Source organism: Marinobacter sp. 3-2, from assembly GCF_003751355.1.
Lineage (GTDB): Bacteria > Pseudomonadota > Gammaproteobacteria > Pseudomonadales > Oleiphilaceae > Marinobacter > Marinobacter adhaerens.
Map to the genome: position 1 here is coordinate 57,945 of NZ_RJUQ01000014.1, position 17,715 is coordinate 75,659.

Sequence of the window (17,715 nt, forward strand, 5' to 3'; positions counted from 1 at the left end):
GCACTTGAACCTCGGCCATATTCATAGGATGATTGGGTTATCGGTTGGAAGGATGATATACACCATGCTGGAACGTATTCGCAAAGGCTCGCTGGTCGAGACCGCTATCGAGAGTCTCAGAAACGCCATCGAAAAAGGTGACTGGTCGGTTGGCGATCGCCTGCCCGTCGAATCAGAACTTTCCGAATCCCTCGGAGTAAGCCGAAACACGGTTCGTGAGGCGGTTCGGGTGCTGGTACACGTGGGGATGCTGGAAACCCGCCAGGGGGATGGCACATACGTACGAGCGACACGGGACGCCGGGGAGACACTGCGGAGAATTGCCCGCACCCAGCTGGCGGAGCAGCTGGAGGTCAGGATCATGCTGGAAACGGAGGCCACCAAGCTGGCAGCGCACCGGCGCACAGAACAGGATCTCCGGCACATGACCACAGCCCTGGACGCTCGCGCCAAAGCGGGAGATGACCTGCAGGCTCGCATCCGGCACGACGAAGCCTTCCATCATGCCCTGGTTGCGGCTTCTCATAACTCAGCGCTGATCGAGCTCTACGACTACTTTTCCCACGCTGTCAGCCAGACCATCGAGCAGACCGAGACCGACGCAGACCTGCCGGAACCCTCCCAGGAAGACCATGAACTCCTGCTCGCGGCGGTCCGGCGTCAGGATGAGGGCAAGGCAGAAACCCTGGCACGGGCGCTTTTGAAACCCAGCCTCCAGGCCTTGAAGCGTCGGGAGTCCTGATTCATGAAGTTCCGGATCGACACCTTTACCCTGCTGCTCCTTGGCGCCATCGTATTGGCCACCTTTCTGCCTGCAACTGGCCAGGCAGGCGAGGCACTGGCCACTGCCGGAACGGTCGCCGTCGCCCTGCTCTTCTTTTTCCATGGCGCAGCGCTGTCCCGCGAGCAGATTATTGCCGGTGCCACCCACTGGCGGCTGCACATTCTGATCACTTCGCTCACCTTCGTATTTTTTCCACTCGCGGTGCTGCCGATTAACGGCCTCAGCAATATCGCACCCTCCTGGATGCCGAAAGATCTTGGTCTGGGGTTTCTTTATCTGGGCGTCCTGCCGTCGGCGGTATCCTCCTCCATCGCCTATACCGCAATGGCGCGTGGCAATGTTCCGGCGGCAATCTGCAGCGCAGCCGCCTCCAATGTCTTTGGCATGATGCTGACGCCATTCCTGTTGTTGCTGTTGGTAAGCACATCTGGCGGCGGGGATTTCTCCGTAGCGGAAGCCCTGAAAGACATCATTCTGCAACTCCTGCTGCCTTTTGCGGTTGGGCATGCGCTCCGACCATGGCTCGGCGGGTTTCTTGGCAGAAACGAAACACTGATGGCCCGATACGATCAGTGCGTGATCTGGCTGATCGTCTACTCCGCTTTTTCACATTCGGTAGAGAGCGGACTCTGGGAGAATCTGCCCATGCAGGCCATCCTTTTCGCCATTGCGCTCTGCCTGGGCTTGCTGCTGCTATTCATGGTGTTTGCCAGGTTCCTGGTACGGCGATTCGGGTTCAGCCTGGAGGACGAAGCCGCTGTGGTGTTCTGCGGCTCCAAAAAGAGCCTGGCGTCGGGACTGCCCATGGCCAAGGTCCTGTTCTCAGGGCACCCGGGCTTCGGCATGATCGTGTTACCGATCATGTGCTACAACCAGATACAGGTTATCGTCGGAGCCTTCCTGGCCCAGAAGTACCGGGATAAAATTGAAAGGGCGAATGCAGAGAAAACGGGCTGATACGGGCGGCGGACTCAACCGCCCCCCATTCCGCCAAAGAGTGTGGCGAGAATCGCCAGCCCGACAATCCAGCCAATCACCGCCGGCCAGAAATTGACCATTTGCGGTGGCTGTTCGCCCTGCTCTTCCGCCATGTCGGGTTCCGGGTAATTCCGATCGTCGGCCACCTCAGGCGCCTGTTCCATAGTGAACCAGCCAAACCACTCACCGAGAAACTGGGCCACCGGTGCCGGAAAGGTGCCGTTTTCCGCCATCGGACGTATCTGGGGCTCCAACTGGCGTCCGATCTCACGTCGCAACCGCGGCTGATCAGCGGGCGGCTCGTCCAGAATGGCTTTCCAGATGCCCGGGTCCTTGCTTCTTGAGGAATCATTGAGCAAGGCCTTGATCTGGATAACCACCTCACGAACCACCTGGCCTTCGTTGGCATCCAGCGGACGATCAGGCTCCTCGTCCTGCACCTCGCGATGCGGTTCAGTCTGAACCGTGTCAGAAGCCTGCTTTACCGGGCCCGGATCGTCCCCGACTGCCTCCCGGAAAGCCGCTTCCAGGCTCTTTGCCTCGTCTTCCGAAGCAAACTTGAGCTGTTGCTCATACGCATCCTGGATCTTCCGACGATCGCCGGTCGGCTCAATTCCAAGGATTTCCCAACAATTCATAAAGCTGCAACTCCCGGGCCTAGATTCATTACATTTCAGAGAGACAAACCGTCTGTAGTCCCTTACGATAGGACCCAAACATAATAAAACCGCTTTACTCAATTTCTCGGCAGATTATAGAACGTCAACCATGCATCAATCGATAAAAATGGCAGGAATGAGTAACTGTCGCCCTCTCGTAACCTGCCTTGGCGTCAGCCTTGCTATCTCTGCGCTGTTGCCTGTGACGGTCCAGGCACAGACTGAAACCCCCGACTTCATGCCCGGCTTGCTTGGCCTGGAAGGCGAACACAGCGAAATTCCCGAAGTGTTGACCACAACCCGACTGCGCCAGTCCAAGCTTCGGGTTCCCGGAACAACCACCATTATTACCGGCGACATGATCCGAGATCTCGGTGTCATGAACCTGGTAGAGGCACTCCGGCTGGTACCGGGTATGGTTGTTGGTCATTGGGGGAGCACCAATCCGGTGGCAACCTACCACGGTACGTCCCAGTACGAACAGCGTCGGCTGCAAGTTCAAATTGACGGACGAACCGCCTACCGGATCAGCCTCGCAGACGTAGACTGGCTGGGCATGCCAGTCGCTCTGGAAAATATCGAACGAATTGAAGTGAGTCGAGGCCCCAACTCCGCGGCCTACGGCATCAACGCGTTCCTCGGCAGCATCAACATCATCACCCGATCGCCTCAGGATACCGCCGGCGTGGAGGCCTACACCTCGGTCGGCTCGCGGGGACATGTTCGAACGTTCACCTCTCTGGGCGATACCGATGCCGATAAGAGTTGGAGGTTGTCATACGAAAAGCGCAAATCCAATGGCTTTGACAGCCAGGTTGATGGCGGCGAGGAGATCCCCTTCCACGATGGCCACGACATCAACAACTTCAATTTCGACAGCGTGTTCCGGATTGATCGTCAGCATTCCATCGATGTGCGCGCCGGCGTGCTGGATGGCGTAAATGAAGAGGACTTCGAGAAGTCCGGCAAGCTGGGGGCGATCACCAACCCGGACATCATCATGGACGACTACTATCTCCATGTCCGGTTCGACGGAGCGACCTCTCCCAGTCACTTCTACCATATTCAGGCAAGCTATCAGAACCAACGGCAACGCCAGCGTTGGACGGTTTCCGCCCCGGCAGCGGAAATCAACGCGCTTCTGCCATCCGGATTCCCGGCCTTCCCCGAAGACCAGGGTCCGTTCATTGCTGATCTGAACGAAGACCTCGAGGAAACCCGGCAGGAAATCGAACTGCAGGACACCATCATTTTCAGCGATCAATTCAAGCTGGTTTCCGGCGTGGGCTATAGAAAGGACTCTTTCAATTCCGAGACCTTCTTCAACGGGAAGGGAGACAACTATCAATCTCGGGTATTCGCGAATGCCGAATACTCGCCCTTTCGATGGCTAACCTTTAACGCTGGCGGGAACTGGGAACAGACCACCACCACCGATGAAGATTATTTCTCGCCCAGGGCTGCAGCAAACTTCATCCTGAACAACAACCATGCCCTGCGTTTCGTGTTTTCCCGGGCGGTTCGCACACCGGACGCCTTTGAACAGAATCCTGACTGGGGCTACACGCCCAGAAATGTGCAGGCCCCGTTTGAAGCATTGGACGGCCAGAGAATCGAAGTTGAGGGCCTTCTGGACCCGACAACCTCCACCTACGGCCAGGAGCTGGAAGAGGAATGGATCACCTCCCGGGAGATCAGTTATTTTGGCCAATTCCATCTGGAAAGTGCATTGCTCTCGGTGGAAGTCCGCTACTTCAACGACGATTTCCGTGACATGATCAGCGGTGTCATCAACGAAGAAGAGTGGTATATCGCCAATAATGTCGATCTGGAGCAAGAAGGCGTGGAACTGGAAACCTCGTTGGAGTTTTCCGGGACCAAACTTCGCGCCACCTACGCCTACCTTGAGCAGGAAGGTCGTTACACCGGCGACCCGGCGGCACTGCCGGTGGACAAGCAGGAACGTGCTGTGGATCTGTTGGCACGGCTCTCAGCCCGAGACTCTGGCAGCTTCGCCTGGATTCAGGATCTGCCTATGGGTTTCATGACCTCCGCAGCAATGTACTGGACCAATGAGGTACGAGAATCCCGGTTCGAGCGAGCCGATTTCCGTCTGGCCCGCCGGGTGGACAAAGCCGATTACAGTTATATGCTGGCACTGACGATGCAGCATTATCTGAATCCAAAGCCATGGATCAGCCCGGATAACCGGATTGAGGATCAGAACCAGTTTTTTGTTGAGGCTGGTATTCGTTTCTGAAGTTAACAAGGAAAGCGCGAGCCCTGGACGGTATGGAGCGAAGGACAGGCACGATTCACCGAAACCGGAATAGATGCGGAAACCCGGGCCTTTTACTCAAGGCCCTGTGCATTCTGCTTTTCGCCGTTTGCGCCACGGTGGCCAATGCTCAGGAAGCACCGGCAAGGGTCGTTTATTTTGTCGGCTCAGGCAACGCACCTTTGGATCAACATCTGATTGCTCTCCTGAAACGGCAGCTGGGACCAGCAACCTCCTTGACCGAGGTCTCCGACGACCAGCTGGCCACTCTGGAGAACAGTCCGGTCATTACGGTCGGCCCCGCCGCTTTCTCCCGGGCACGTCAAGCCAACCGGTCCGCAGCGATCCTGGCCATGCTGGTCGACCGATCCTTTATCTCCGCCTTTGCCGACCGGTCGCCGGGCCGGATCTCGGCGGTGTTGTACGACGTGCCACTGATCCGCCAGGCTCTGACGGGAAAGGCCATTTTGCCCCAGGCCAACAAGATTGCCCTGCTGGCAACCGCGGATTCCGTTGAACTTTACGAGCCCCTGATTGATGAACTGCCGGCCTACGGCATGTCGGCGAAGATCTTTCTGGTCGACAGCAACGATGAGCTGATTCCGACACTTGTCCGGGCCCTTGGTTACGGTGATTTTTTGCTTGCAGCCCCCGACAGCGCCATTTACAACCCCCGAACCATCAAACATATTCTGCTGACCGCCTACCGCCGTAATCAGATCGTCATAGGCCCCACTCAGGCTTATGTCAAAGCAGGCTCCCTGGCCTCCAGTTATGCCCCTTTCCCTGAAATGGTTGAGATGGCCGGCAACTTTTTATCGACCTTTTTCGAAACCGGTGCATATCCGGCACCCTCGTATCCGGAAGAGTTTCGGGTCGAGGTCAATGCCCAGGTTGCACGTTCTCTGAACATTCCCTTGCCGAGCCGTGAGGATATTGCCACACGGGTGGATCGACAATTAACGATTAATGGGGAGGCGTCTGATGAATAACAGCCACAGACAACAGCGCCCCATGTCGCGAAAGCTGCTGCTCCTTGGAGCTCTGCCAGCCATCGTCATGTTTATCGTTCTGATGGTGTTCTTCACGTCTGTGCGCCTTGAGGATGCGCGCCGGGATCTGTCCGACAGCAGCCAAATGCTTGCCGATAGCCTCGCCCCTGCCCTGGAATACGCCGTTGTCTCTGGCAACACTCTGGCACTGGACCAGATCCTTTCCCAGTCGCTGCGTCGCAGCAAAGCCGACTGGATCCGGGTTTCTGACGTTATGGGAGACCAACTCGGCTTCGTTTCCCACGAACCGATCAATCCGGGTGAGATACCCGAGCGCTACCAGATCTACGAAGCCGAGATTCTCCAGCAGCCCCTGGAATTTGGTTCGGAGCGCACTGCGGAGTGGTTTGAGCCAGACTATGGCTTCGGTTCGGGTTCTCTGCGGGTTGGCACTGTTCAGGTTGGCGTAAGTCAGGATGTTCTTGCGGAACGGCGGCAGGATATTCTCTGGACATCGATCGCCGTTGGCGTGGCCCTGCTGCTGTTCAGCATTCTGATCATCAATCATTTCCTCGGAGCAATTCTGGCACCGATACGGGACCTCGCCGGTCGAATCGGTCAACTCACCGATGGTGACTACCAGGAACGTCCCCTGAATACACACCAGAGTTCGAAGGAGATCGTTGCCATTGAAGAGCAACTCAACCAGCTGGCTCATCACCTGGCCGGCCTGAAAACAGCACGGGACCAGACCCTCGCTGCCTCCGAAGGTGCCCGGGAAAAGGCCGAGATGGCCAATCAGGCAAAATCCGAATTTCTGGCAACCATGAGCCATGAGTTGCGTACGCCCCTGAACGGGGTGCTTGGGATGGTCGATCTGATCCAGGAAGAACCGCTTACCCAACGCCAGCGCGAATACCTCAACACCGCCCGCCAGTCCACCGAGGATCTGTTGACCGTCATCGGGGACATCCTCGATTACTCGAAGATGGACAGCGGCACCCTGAAGCTCGACAGCCAGGAGTTTAACCTTCGGGAACTGATTTCCAACTGCACCGCCACCTACCGACACCTCGCCGAGCAACAGGGCCTAGCCCTCAATCTCAAGTTCTTCGGCGACTGGCCGGACAACCCCGTTGTCATCGGTGACCCCGCGCGTTTGCGGCAAATTCTGGCGGGGCTGGCTGACAACGCCATCAAGTTTACTGGCGATGGCTTTATCAATATCCAGGCGGGCTTTTTCGCCCTGGACGACAACTGCATCATTCTGAATTGCTCGGTCAGCGACTCCGGGTCCGGCATTCCGACCGAGCGCCTTCACGACATTTTCAACTCCTTCGAACAAGTCGACGGCGGAAACAGCCGGCTATACGGGGGCACCGGGCTTGGCCTGTCCCTGGTCCAGCGGCTGGTTGAACTCATGGGCGGACACATTCAGGTGGAAACGGATCTGGGTAAGGGTTCCTCGTTCCGGTTTGAGCTGCCCTTCGAGCTGGCGGATCGATCCAGCGAGCCCGAGCCGACCGGTACACCGCCAAGGGAGACGATTAATGGCACCAGCCACGCCCTGGTGGTGGAAGATAATCCGGTAAACCAGCGCGTTGCCACGGCTATGCTCAAGCGATTGGGTTTCCATACCGATTCCGCCAACAACGGCAAGGAAGCACTGGACAGGGTGACTACTAACCACACAGGCTACGACATCATCCTGATGGACTGTCAGATGCCCGTGATGGACGGATACGAGGCCACCCGCTATATCCGGGAATGGGAACAGAGCAACGGACAGATAGGGACACCGATCATTGCACTAACGGCGGACGTTCTGCCCGGGACAGAAAAGAGTTGTCTCGACTGTGGCATGAACGACTATCTGGCAAAGCCTGTTCGCAAGGAAATGCTGCGCGAAGTGCTCAGCCGCTGGATCAAGCTCTAGAAAGGTTCCGGCGCCCAGAACCGGACGCCGGCACTAAATCACGCCACCGGCTCGCGCATGGTGACAAACTCCTCGGCAGATGTCGGATGAATGCCCAGGGTGGAATCAAACTGGGCCTTGGTCGCACCAGCCTTGATGGCAACCGCCAGCCCCTGGGTAATCTCACCAGCGTCCGGACCCACCATGTGGGCACCCAATACTCGATCAGTTTCGTCGTCTACCACCAGCTTCATCAAGCTCCGTTCGTCACGACCACTGAGGGTGTATTTCATCGGGCGGAACTCCGAACGGTAAATCCGCAGTCGATGCCCCGCCTCCCGGGCCTCTTCCTCGGTCAGCCCAACCGTTCCGATGTTTGGCTGGCAGAACACGGCGGTTGGAATCGCCGAATAGTCCATTTCGCCTTTGCCGTCGCCGAACAAACGTCTGGACAGCACCATGCCCTGTGCCAGGGCAACCGGCGTAAGCTGAGGAGTTCCAATCACATCACCCAGCGCAGTAATTGAGGGCACCGCAGTCTGGAAGTGATCATCCACGACAACATGTCCCGAGGCGCTGAGCTGAACGCCAAGATCAGTCAGACCGAGACCGTCAACCAGGGCACGACGACCGGTTGCCGCCATCACGAGGCCAGTCTCCAGGATTTCGCCATTGTTAAGTTGAACCCGGTAATGGGCATTTTCGGCTTCAACCGATTCAATGGTCACCCCGAACTGCAGGTTTACGCCTTTTTTCCGCATTTCCTGTTCGGTAAACCGTCGGATGTCGCCATCAAACCCGCGCAGGAACAGATCACCGCGATACAGCAAGGTTGTATCAACACCCAAACCGGCCAGGATGCCGGCAAACTCCACAGCGATGTAGCCACCGCCCCAGACCACGGCCTGCTTCGGCAGCTGCGGCAGGTAGAACATCTCGTTGGAAGTAAGAATGCATTCCTTGCCAGGCACATCCGGAATCACCGGCCAGCTGCCAGTGGCAATCGTGATGTGTTTGGCCCGATAGGAGGTATCCCCGACCACCACGGTATTGGCGTCTGACAAGGACGCCGTTCCTTCGATGATGGTCACACCGGCGTTTTCCAGCAACCGGCCATAAATGCCATTCAGACGCTCGATCTCGGCATTCTTGTTGGCCACCAGCTTCGGCCAGTCGAAACTGACATCATCGAGTGGAACCTGCCAACCGTAGCCGGCTGCATCTTCCAGCTCATCGTGAACGTGAGCGCCGTACACAAACAGTTTCTTGGGCACGCAGCCAACGTTTACGCAGGTTCCGCCAAGATACCTGGATTCAACCACGGCCACCCTGGCGCCCCGCTGGGCAGACATCCGCGCGAGGCGAACGCCGCCGGAGCCGGCTCCGATAACGATCAGATCAAAATCCTGCTGGTCAGACACAGCTTCTCCCGTTACACATTTTAAAATCAGGTTTGGCCGGAGGTGGCCGTTTTGGTTCCCGGATGCACTTCCCTGAACAACACGTGATCTTCGAAATCGCCGAGCTGAATCTTGCCAAGGCTCCGGAAACCCTCGGATTCGTAAAACGGCAGATAACGGTTGTTACCCGTATCGAGCACCAACCCGCTGCCACGCGGGTTCTCGGCACAGAGTTTTTCAACGGTTTTCAGCAGCAAACGGCCGTAGCCGCGATTCTGGTATTTGGGATTAACCCCCATCATGGGCAACTGATGCGCCAATGGTTGGGGCAACATGTCGCGAATTTTCTCGTGGTAGTCCAGATACCGACGTGTAGAGGCAAACCCCGTCGTCAGCACCATACGAATCCGCCAGCTGATCTGATCAGCCAGGTTCATCCTTAATTCGGGATCCCCGATGAACGCAACGGCCACAAGCGTGTCGTCAACCATCACGCCAATGGCATCCTGTTCGAGCTCAAAATAAAGGTCTATCAGCTCCCTTATGGTCGCCCTCACCCTCTGATCGTAGCCGGGGCGCCGGTGATCAAACAGGTACTGGAACGTCGGCTCGTTCCGGTAGGCATGAAACAGAATGGATCTGGCTTCATTCCGCGCCGTTTCGTCCAGGCGAACAATGGCTGGCTCGGATTTGTTCTTGTTGTCGCTGCCGTTACTCATCGCTTCCCTCTCCTGCGTCAGTCCCGGACAAAAGGCCCGGAATCTGGTTTTCAGAATCAGATGGCCAGTGTGAGACGAACGGAAACCCGCCCTGGTTCACTGGCCCTGTCCATGGCCGCCTGGTCAATGACGACACCATGGTTGCCATTCAATCGCTCTAACCAAGCGGCAACCTCTGCAAAAGGTGCATTCTCAAGCCAGACCCGGATGGCGTCTTCACCGCTGGGCTCAAAGCGCTGAAGTGACAGGCCCGCCTCCCCGGCGGAACGGGTCACCAGAGCCATCAGGGCACGGCCATCCGCGGGTTTGTCTAAAGACGCCGTGGTGCTCGCACCGCCTGTATTGCCAAGACGCTGAATCGTCCTTTGGTTTGCCTGCATCCAGGCCAGCAGCTCGCCGGCGTTATCTCTGGCAGCTTCCGCCTGGTCGTAAAACCCGGCAGCCGGACGCCAGACGGCAAAATACAGAAGGCCAAGAAAAACGGCGATGGCCAGAACCACCAAAGCCTGCTGGTCACGACGGGGCAATTGATCATACTGTGCAATGAGTTTGCCGACCGCCGGCTGATCCTTGATTCGGGAAAGCATACCTTAACCTCCTGAGACCGTCAGGCGGCCGCGGGCGCCGCTCGCTTCGTTCACCACCGAACCAATCTGCGCCTCCAGCCCCTGGTTCGCGAGGCCGTTGCGCAGAGCGCTCAAACGGTCATAGCTATCGGCTCTTACGTCTACGACCAGCTCACCCCGTGAGCGGCTGTAATTCACTGAATTGAAATTCACGCCCTGGCTGCCCGGCAAACGGGAATACTGTTGTCCGGTGTATTTCATCAGGGTAATAAAGTCCACCTCCGGCCCACTGGCGCCGGCAACCCGCAACTGGCCTTCGATCACGCGCCGGACGTTGCCGGCATGGGTACGCCGGTCATTCGGAAACGCATCTCGATAGATTGCCATGGCCTCGTTTCGCAGGTTTTCTGCCTGATTCTGATAGTAGAATCCCATCCCGGCATTCAACGCCACCTGAACCACGAACCAGACGGCCGCAACTGCGATGAGGGGCTTCCATGGTTTGAGCGGACTCGCCTTGCCCGATTTGGACGAAAACATCCCCTGGCACAGGTTCACCGGTTCGCACAGATGATGGTGATGGGCGTAGGCCAGCAGTTCCAAAGGCATGAGTTCAAGAACTTCCTTGCGAACCGCAAGCCGACCAGAACCTTTCAACTCCGAGATGGCCGATTGCTGGAGATCAAATTCATCAGCGGTGCCATAAAGCGTGACCGGAATTTCAGCCACCACTTCTTCGGCAGACGGGGCGGCCAGCGTGTGAGCAAACATTCCCAGGTTCGCAGACTGCATACTCAGCCACTCGCCGCGTTCGCTCACCATCATTGCCGTTTCGCCATCCAGGCAGACCGACCAGCCGCCTTCGGTGCGCGGCAACAATGAGGCATCCGGAAAAATCGCTTCCAGGCGAGCATGCTCCCAGCCGCTGAACAGATTCACCCACTGCCCCATCCGTTCGCGATCAATAGCCGCTACGCGGTAGCCGTGATCGGTATGGGCACCCAGCGCCAGATGAACAGAATCAATATCCTGGGCAATCTGCTCCTCGACGGCGTAGGGCAATGCCTGATTGATAAACCGGCTTTGTTTCGCGGGAATATCAGCCAGACAATAAATCGCTTCTTCGCCGGGGATAAGGCCGATCAACAGAACATTATCCAGGGCATTCTGGCCGAGGGTATGCTCGATGGTTTCCCGACTGTCGCCTGCGCCGCGAGCCTGCGCATCGCCACTGGCATCGTGCAGGACCCAGTTGAACATCTGGGCACCGGGGTCCTGGTCAGCGTCCGCAAACGGCGGTATTGGGCGGACGTAAAGGCGATAAGACATGATTATCCTTCTGAAATTGTGAAAGGCTCTTTGGTGATTCTGTTTTTCTGCCCGATATCCCTGTTTACCGTCTGGACTTCGCCTTCCGGCGTCCGGAAAACGGTACTGACCATATTCACGACACGGTTATCGTAGGTAATCCGCGAGGCGACTTCAAAAAACCGTGTCTGCAACCCCAGTCCAACCGACTTGAGCCCTAGCCCGGCGAACTCCGGTAACGCCAGAAAATCCTGGAGATTCTCGAAGCGTTCCTCGTCCCGCTTCTCAAGAATAGACGCAGCCTGGGCGTCCGTCAGCTCTTCATGTAGAGAGCGGATCACCATGGCCGTCGCAGTGTTCACGTTGATCCCCGCACCATTTACAGGAAGTGCCGCCACGTGGGGCCGCAGGGCCCGATAAATCTCTTCGGTCATGCCTTCGATAAGGCGTAATTCGGTCACCGTGGTGAACGGCTGATTGGCAGCCCGATAACCCTGCTCAGCCATCAGATACTGGCCATCCTCGGCGCCGTAGGCCGTGACGGTCTGGTCGTTGGGGTCGATCCAGTCCACCAGCGAATCCACGGAAACTGCAGTAATCCCCAGTGCGGCAAACAACTGAACGAAACGATCCCTGACGATGGGATCCACCTGGCCATTGGCGCCGACCAGGTCGTTCAGATTAAGCCGACCTCCAAGGTCGTCAATCTGGACCTCAGCCACACCATTGTCATCCAGCGGCAGAACGGCTGCATTGGCGGCCCAGAACTCGTCGAGGCTGTCGACCATCAGGCTTTCTTCCTTGTCCTCGTCATAATCCCTGCGCAGGATCTGGCGGGCGAACGCCTCGGCGCCAAGTGCGATACTCTGACCCTGCTGTTGAGCCAGATAATGTCCCGCCTTGAACACTCGCAAGCTCTGCTGCTGGGTCATCCCCGAAGCAAGCATGACCACCAGAGCCATGGCCAGCAGCACCATGATCAGAGCAACGCCGCGCTGACGATTCGATAACCTCGGGGTCTGGCCCATCGCTACCTAGCCTCCCTGCCCCGTTGTACCGGTATTCTCTCCGGTTTGTTCTCCGGTAGCCTCTTCTTCTGTACTTTCTTCTTCCGCTTCGCTGGCCGCCTGGTTGGCCTGGTTTACCGCACCCTGGGCAACGGCCGGATCAAAATCCGGTAAGGCAAAGGTCCGCACCAGCGTTCCAAAACGTTCATGTTCCAGAGTCACTTCCATGCCCAGCGGCAATGGAATATCCGGGCGGCTCCCCGGGGTCAGCCCGGCCATCACCTCATCGGTTGGCCATTGCGGTTGCCAGCTCCGGTTGGCATCCAGAAACCTTATTTCCAGGCGCTTTACGCCTTCCAGCAGCAGCACGTCGCGGCTGTCATCTTCCTGGCCCTGATCCACCATGGGCCAGTACCGGCGCCGCAGTTCGCTGCCAGTATATTCCCAACCGACACGCTGCAGGCCACTGCGGCGAATACCCAGGGGGTTCCGCCACCCCTGACGGGTCAGCAACAGGGAAAAGTCGTCCGCACGGCTGGAGAGCGCTGGTTGGAAATCCCCGTAAATGTCCCTCGCCGGCCGGTTGACCACCTGCATGATGTCCCGCTCGAGCAGGAGCATGGACCGCTGCAAACCGTCGAACTGTTCCGCCAGTTCGTTCACCCGATCGCGGGAATTGACCACTCCGTTGATAACCTGCCAAACGCCAAGTCCGATAACGGCGGTGATGGTAACCGCGATCAAAACCTCCAGCAGGGTAAAACCACGTTGTTGCGGATGGCAGCTGTGTGCGGACGGGAACGTCATTGTGCCCCCACGAACGCCGACAGGGTATGGATCGGCTCCGGCGTCGCGCCTTCCTCGCGATAACGGGCAACCGTGACCTCCACACGACGCATCTTCGCCTCGGCGGTTGCAAGAATCGCGGTGGTCACCCGCCAACGATACGGCCCGAAATCGGTATCCTTGGAGTTCTCGGAGATACCCGGGATGTTTTCCTGCAGTCGAATTTCGTTAATTCGGTTATCTGCCAACCAGCTCGCCAGGGTTTTGTCCCGAACCCGTTCGTAACTGGAAATGTACTGGCTTCCAACTTCAGCCGCAGCCGTTGCTATCAGGCCGAACACAAGCAGGGCAATGAGTACTTCGATCAGGGTAAACCCTTTCTGCGTCCTCACCCGCTGCTCCCCTCATCGCCCGGTTTGCGCCACTCCATGGGCGACACCCCATCCGAGGCCAGAACGTGCATCGTGTCTGACCCGTTTCCGATAGTGAACTCAAGCTCGAACGGCGTTGTCTCGCCACTGGAGAAAAAAACGACGTCCGGCAACAGGGTATCTTCGGATGATGCCAGCCTGGGCGCGTCGCTTTCGATGAACTCGGTGACAGTGAGCCACTCCGGCAGGCTCCGGGCCCGGAACATACGCTCACCCGAGGCCTTCCAGTCGCCAGTCTGATCCTGGTAAGCCACGAACTGGTAGCCGTCTTCCTCCAGCTTCAGGCCAAGCTCCAGGTTATTCAGAACCGCCTGCTCCGAGGCTGTCTGCATAAGCAGGTACAGCTCCCGGACCTCATTTTCCAGTTCGCGCTGCTGGGAGCTTCCCCCCATGGTAAACACGGCAAGAGAAGCCAGCAGACCCACAACCACCAGGACCACCAGTATTTCAATCAGGGTGAAACCGGTCTGTCGGGATCTGACCTGCACAGTGATTTAGCCCTCGGTGTCCCAGACGCTGATATCCGCAGCGTCGCCGTCGCCACCTTCCTGGCCGTCAGAGCCATAGGAATACAGATCGTAGGGACCTTCGGTACCCGGGCTTACGTACTGGTATTCAGAACCCCAGGGATCCTCCGGCACGCTCTTCAGGTAACCGTCGGAATTCCAGTTCTTGGGCTCCGGGCTGCCACTTGGCTTGGAAACCAGCGCCTCAAGACCCTGCTGGGTGGAGGGATAATGGCTGTTATCCAGGCGATAAAGGTCCAGCGCATTGGCAATGTTGCTCAACTGGGTTTCCGCCACGGTGACCTTGGCCTGGTCACTCCGACCCATGATGTTTGGAGCCACGATGGCCACCAGCAGGCCCAGGATCACCATCACCACCATGATTTCAATCAGGGTAAAGCCGCGGTTACGGTTTTGTGAATTGAGGTTTTTGGTCGTCATTGTCTCACTCGTTATTGGCATGGATTGCTTTGGTCCGGGCTCGTCGACGGACGCTCCGGCGCGGGTTTCATCCCACGAGATTACTCATGTTCAGTATCGGCAGCATGATGGCCAGCACGATGATCAGCACCACCACGCCCATCACCAACAGCATCATCGGCTCGAACAGCCCCACAATCGCAGCGATCTTTGATTGAAGGGTGTTTTCCTGCATGCGCGCGGTTCGTTCCAGCATGCTGTCCAGCTCACCACTGGCCTCCCCGCTGGCGATCATGTGCAGCATCATCGGCGGAAAATACCCGGTCTGATCAAGGGAACGGTGCAATGAGCCGCCTTCGCTGACCTTCCTGGCTGCATCCCGCAGTTCCTGCCGCAGAAAATCGTTGGATAACACCTCACCGGCAATGCGCATTGCCTCTACCAGCGGCACGCCACTGGTCGTCAGTATGCTGAGGGTGCTGGCATAGCGGGCAGTGTTAACGCCACGAACCATCCCTGAAAACAAGGGGAGATGTAACAGACGTTTGTGAAACCGCAGTCTAAACCCGGGCTTGGTCAGGAAAAAGCGGAACACCATCAATGCGGCGACCAGCAGTATAAATAGATAGACACCGTAATCCGCCAGAAATTCCGACACCGCAAGCATGGCCATGGTCAGCGTTGGCAGCTCCTGGCCCTGCTTCAGAAACACATCAATGATATCCGGCACCACGTAGGTCAGCAGGAACACGACGATGGCAATGGCGACGATACTGAGAATGATGGGGTAGATGGCCGCCAGCTGAATTTTCTGGCGAGCCTCCTGACGATTTTCCGTGTAATCCGCAAGCCGGTTCAGAACCAGATCGAGATGGCCGGCGTGCTCACCGGCCGCAACGGTAGACCGGTACAGCCTCGGGAATGCCCGGGGGAACTCACCCAGGCTGTCCGCCAGGGTGTAGCCTTCCATGACTTTCGCGCGTATGGCGATCAGCATGCTGCGTATTCTGGGTTTCGGTGACTGCTGAGCAGCAGCCGAGAGCGCCTGCTCAATGGGAATGCCGGACTGGATCAGGGTTGCCAGTTGGCGTGTAACCAGTGCCAGATCGGCCGCGGCCAGCGAACCCCGGCTGCTCAGGGGATTGCTCCTGGTCTGTTTCTCGGCGGCCGGCTCGACGGCCAGCGGCGTTAGGCCTCGCTCCCGAAGTTGCTGGCGAACGGCTCTCGGCGCATCTGCTTCCACGACACCTTGTTTTTGCTTGCCTCGGGAATCGAGAGCCTTGTATTCGTATGCTGGCATGGTTTACTGACCCCGGTGCGTAACGCGGAGTACTTCTTCCACCGTGGTCACACCATCCAGGATTTTCTGCACGCCGTCTGCGTGAATACTGGGCCCATGCTGGCGAGCCACCTTTTCCAGGTCCAGCTCACCGGCACGTTTGTGGATCAGAGAACTAATTTCCTCGGAGATCTCCACCACCTCATAGATACCAATACGCCCACGGTAACCGAGCTGGTTGCAATGGCTACAGCCGGTTGCCCGGTAAATGGTCGGCGGGTTAGCGGGATCCTGCTGCAGAAACTCGCAGTGCTCTTCCGTGGGTGTATACGGCTCCCGGCATTCCTTGCACAGAACCCGAACCAGCCGTTGGGCAACAATGCCCACCAGACTTGATGAAATCAGGAAGGGCTCGATACCCATGTCCATAAGCCGGGTAATCGCGCCAACGGCGGTGTTGGTGTGCAACGTGGAGAGGACCAGGTGGCCAGTCAGACTCGCCTGCACGGCAATTTCTGCCGTTTCCAGATCCCGGATCTCACCGATCATAACCACGTCGGGATCCTGACGGAGAATGGCACGAAGACCCCGGGCAAAGGTCATGTCCACCTTGGTATTCACCTGGGTCTGGCCGATGCCCGGCAGGTTATACTCGATGGGGTCCTCAACAGTCAGGATGTTGCGGCTACGATCGTTGATTTCCTGGAGCGAGGCATAGAGTGTGGTGGACTTACCGGAACCCGTCGGGCCGGTGACCAGCAAAATGCCATAAGGCCGGTAAATCAGCTTGCGCAAAACCTTCAGGTCCTGCCCCGCCATGCCCAGGGATTCCAGCCGTATGGCACCTGCCTGTTTGTCGAGCAAACGCAGAACCACGCGTTCACCGCTTGAAGACGGCATGGTCGACACACGAATATCCACTTCCCTACCAGCTACCCTCAGCGAAATACGGCCATCCTGGGGCACCCGTTTCTCGGCAATATCCAGCTTCGCCATAACCTTGATCCGGGACACCAGCAGCGGGGCCAGTGCGCGCTTGGGCTCTACCACTTCACGCAACACACCATCCACCCGGAAGCGAACCACAAGGCGCTTTTCATAGGTTTCAATGTGAACGTCCGAAGCGCTGGTTTTCACTGCTTCAGTGAGAATGGCATTGATCAGACGGATGATCGGAGCATCGTCTTCCTGCTCCAGCAGATCCTCGGTTTCCGGCACGGAGTCAGCGAGCGAGGCCAGGTCCATGTCATCGCCGATGCCTTCCACCATCTGCATCGCTTCCGCAGAATCGTTCTGATAGGCGGAATTCAGGGCCTGGTCGAAACGGTCCGGATCGATGGTGGCAAAACGGGCACGACCGCCACTGATACGGTTCGCTTCCGCCAGCGCAGAATGGGACGCACCGGGCCGCACCAGAATAACCGGCTCGCCGGCGTCCGAACGGGTCAGGATTACTCCGTTGCGCTTGGCAAAAGTAAACGGAAGACGGCCCAGCGGAGCATCCTGCGGCTGAAGTTCAGTGTCTGTGGTCAAGGTCGTCCTCGTTCGTGAAACCCTTTTCGATTCAACTAATTCAGAAAGGCTACCACAGGATATGGACCCGCTGAATAACTCTATACACTATACTCCCAATAAAACGTTGCAGTCTGATAACCTGTGAGCTTTTTCCCGGGCCACAAACTTGCAT

The 17,715-nt window shown here is 57.6% G+C and carries 17 protein-coding genes; 5 read left to right on the forward strand and 12 right to left on the reverse strand.

What is annotated here, in order from left to right; translation table 11 throughout:
* Positions 1–64: 64 nt before the first annotated feature.
* Complete coding sequence (locus EDB94_RS12935; RefSeq protein ID WP_108018941.1) at positions 65–742, forward strand: FadR/GntR family transcriptional regulator; 678 nt, start codon at positions 65–67, stop codon at positions 740–742.
* 3 nt (positions 743–745) lie between these two features.
* Positions 746–1,741 carry a bile acid:sodium symporter family protein gene (locus tag EDB94_RS12940; RefSeq protein ID WP_108018940.1) on the forward strand — a complete coding sequence of 332 codons (996 nt, stop codon included), beginning with the start codon at positions 746–748 and terminating at the stop codon, positions 1,739–1,741.
* Positions 1,742–1,755: 14 nt separating this feature from the next.
* Here EDB94_RS12940 and EDB94_RS12945 read toward each other — a convergent pair whose 3' ends face one another.
* The gene (locus EDB94_RS12945) at positions 1,756–2,400 is read right to left on the reverse strand and encodes a hypothetical protein (RefSeq protein ID WP_014577001.1); all 645 of its coding nucleotides are present in this window, start codon (positions 2,398–2,400) and stop codon (positions 1,756–1,758) included.
* 157 nt (positions 2,401–2,557) lie between these two features.
* Between EDB94_RS12945 and EDB94_RS12950 the strand changes: the two genes are divergently transcribed.
* The 3 genes from EDB94_RS12950 to EDB94_RS12960 all read left to right on the forward strand — a co-directional run bounded on the left by EDB94_RS12950 (position 2,558) and on the right by EDB94_RS12960 (position 7,627).
* Positions 2,558–4,681 (forward strand): TonB-dependent siderophore receptor, encoded by a 2,124-nt coding sequence (locus tag EDB94_RS12950; protein ID WP_260312590.1) that lies wholly within the window; start codon positions 2,558–2,560, stop codon positions 4,679–4,681.
* Positions 4,682–4,935: 254 nt separating this feature from the next.
* Positions 4,936–5,691 carry an ABC transporter substrate-binding protein gene (locus EDB94_RS12955; RefSeq protein ID WP_260312591.1) on the forward strand — a complete coding sequence of 252 codons (756 nt, stop codon included), beginning with the start codon at positions 4,936–4,938 and terminating at the stop codon, positions 5,689–5,691.
* The gene (locus EDB94_RS12960; RefSeq protein WP_108018938.1) at positions 5,684–7,627 is read left to right on the forward strand and encodes an ATP-binding protein; all 1,944 of its coding nucleotides are present in this window, start codon (positions 5,684–5,686) and stop codon (positions 7,625–7,627) included. Before EDB94_RS12955 ends, EDB94_RS12960 begins: the two co-directional genes overlap by 8 nt.
* Positions 7,628–7,665: 38 nt before the next feature.
* On the opposite strand, the gene gorA is transcribed toward EDB94_RS12960, so the two are convergent.
* From gorA to gspE, 11 genes are all read right to left on the reverse strand, one after another.
* Positions 7,666–9,027, reverse strand: coding sequence for a glutathione-disulfide reductase (gorA, locus tag EDB94_RS12965; RefSeq protein WP_108018937.1), 1,362 nt, complete (start codon positions 9,025–9,027; stop codon positions 7,666–7,668).
* A 26-nt stretch (positions 9,028–9,053) separates the two neighbouring features.
* On the reverse strand, positions 9,054–9,725 hold the full coding sequence (locus EDB94_RS12970) for a GNAT family N-acetyltransferase (protein ID WP_108018936.1): 672 nt from the start codon (positions 9,723–9,725) through the stop codon (positions 9,054–9,056).
* A 56-nt stretch (positions 9,726–9,781) separates the two neighbouring features.
* Positions 9,782–10,312, reverse strand: coding sequence for a type II secretion system protein GspM (gene gspM / locus EDB94_RS12975; protein WP_108018935.1), 531 nt, complete (start codon positions 10,310–10,312; stop codon positions 9,782–9,784).
* Positions 10,313–10,315: 3 nt separating this feature from the next.
* Entirely contained in the window at positions 10,316–11,620 is a 1,305-nt protein-coding gene (gspL, locus tag EDB94_RS12980; RefSeq protein WP_108018934.1) for a type II secretion system protein GspL, read from the reverse strand.
* A gap of 2 nt (positions 11,621–11,622) precedes the next feature.
* Complete coding sequence (gene gspK / locus EDB94_RS12985) at positions 11,623–12,627, reverse strand: type II secretion system minor pseudopilin GspK (RefSeq protein ID WP_108018933.1); 1,005 nt, start codon at positions 12,625–12,627, stop codon at positions 11,623–11,625.
* A 6-nt stretch (positions 12,628–12,633) separates the two neighbouring features.
* On the reverse strand, positions 12,634–13,413 hold the full coding sequence (gspJ, locus tag EDB94_RS12990; RefSeq protein ID WP_108018932.1) for a type II secretion system minor pseudopilin GspJ: 780 nt from the start codon (positions 13,411–13,413) through the stop codon (positions 12,634–12,636).
* On the reverse strand, positions 13,410–13,784 hold the full coding sequence (gene gspI, locus EDB94_RS12995) for a type II secretion system minor pseudopilin GspI (protein WP_008171187.1): 375 nt from the start codon (positions 13,782–13,784) through the stop codon (positions 13,410–13,412). Before gspI ends, gspJ begins: the two co-directional genes overlap by 4 nt.
* Positions 13,781–14,311, reverse strand: coding sequence for a type II secretion system minor pseudopilin GspH (gene gspH, locus EDB94_RS13000; protein WP_014576992.1), 531 nt, complete (start codon positions 14,309–14,311; stop codon positions 13,781–13,783). Before gspH ends, gspI begins: the two co-directional genes overlap by 4 nt.
* A gap of 6 nt (positions 14,312–14,317) precedes the next feature.
* Positions 14,318–14,770 (reverse strand): type II secretion system major pseudopilin GspG, encoded by a 453-nt coding sequence (gspG, locus tag EDB94_RS13005; protein WP_108018931.1) that lies wholly within the window; start codon positions 14,768–14,770, stop codon positions 14,318–14,320.
* Positions 14,771–14,837: 67 nt separating this feature from the next.
* A complete protein-coding gene (gspF, locus tag EDB94_RS13010) occupies positions 14,838–16,049 on the reverse strand; it encodes a type II secretion system inner membrane protein GspF (RefSeq protein WP_014576990.1) in 1,212 nt (403 codons plus the stop codon).
* Between the two features lie 3 nt (positions 16,050–16,052).
* Positions 16,053–17,561, reverse strand: coding sequence for a type II secretion system ATPase GspE (gene gspE, locus EDB94_RS13015; protein ID WP_108018930.1), 1,509 nt, complete (start codon positions 17,559–17,561; stop codon positions 16,053–16,055).
* Between the last annotated feature and the right edge of the window lie 154 nt (positions 17,562–17,715).

What these genes read in the sequence shown, in the direction of transcription:
- gspJ (WP_108018932.1), bottom strand. Translation starts at nt 13,413, where the DNA reads ATGACGTTCCCGTCCGCACACAGCTGCCATCCGCAACAACGTGGTTTT.
- gspL (WP_108018934.1), bottom strand. Translation starts at nt 11,620, where the DNA reads ATGTCTTATCGCCTTTACGTCCGCCCAATACCGCCGTTTGCGGACGCT.
- EDB94_RS12935 (WP_108018941.1), top strand. Translation starts at nt 65, where the DNA reads ATGCTGGAACGTATTCGCAAAGGCTCGCTGGTCGAGACCGCTATCGAG.
- EDB94_RS12950 (WP_260312590.1), top strand. Translation starts at nt 2,558, where the DNA reads ATGAGTAACTGTCGCCCTCTCGTAACCTGCCTTGGCGTCAGCCTTGCT.
- gspK (WP_108018933.1), bottom strand. Translation starts at nt 12,627, where the DNA reads ATGGGCCAGACCCCGAGGTTATCGAATCGTCAGCGCGGCGTTGCTCTG.
- EDB94_RS12945 (WP_014577001.1), bottom strand. Translation starts at nt 2,400, where the DNA reads ATGAATTGTTGGGAAATCCTTGGAATTGAGCCGACCGGCGATCGTCGG.
- gspG (WP_108018931.1), bottom strand. Translation starts at nt 14,770, where the DNA reads ATGACGACCAAAAACCTCAATTCACAAAACCGTAACCGCGGCTTTACC.
- EDB94_RS12960 (WP_108018938.1), top strand. Translation starts at nt 5,684, where the DNA reads ATGAATAACAGCCACAGACAACAGCGCCCCATGTCGCGAAAGCTGCTG.
- gspF (WP_014576990.1), bottom strand. Translation starts at nt 16,049, where the DNA reads ATGCCAGCATACGAATACAAGGCTCTCGATTCCCGAGGCAAGCAAAAA.
- EDB94_RS12940 (WP_108018940.1), top strand. Translation starts at nt 746, where the DNA reads ATGAAGTTCCGGATCGACACCTTTACCCTGCTGCTCCTTGGCGCCATC.
- gspM (WP_108018935.1), bottom strand. Translation starts at nt 10,312, where the DNA reads ATGCTTTCCCGAATCAAGGATCAGCCGGCGGTCGGCAAACTCATTGCA.
- EDB94_RS12970 (WP_108018936.1), bottom strand. Translation starts at nt 9,725, where the DNA reads ATGAGTAACGGCAGCGACAACAAGAACAAATCCGAGCCAGCCATTGTT.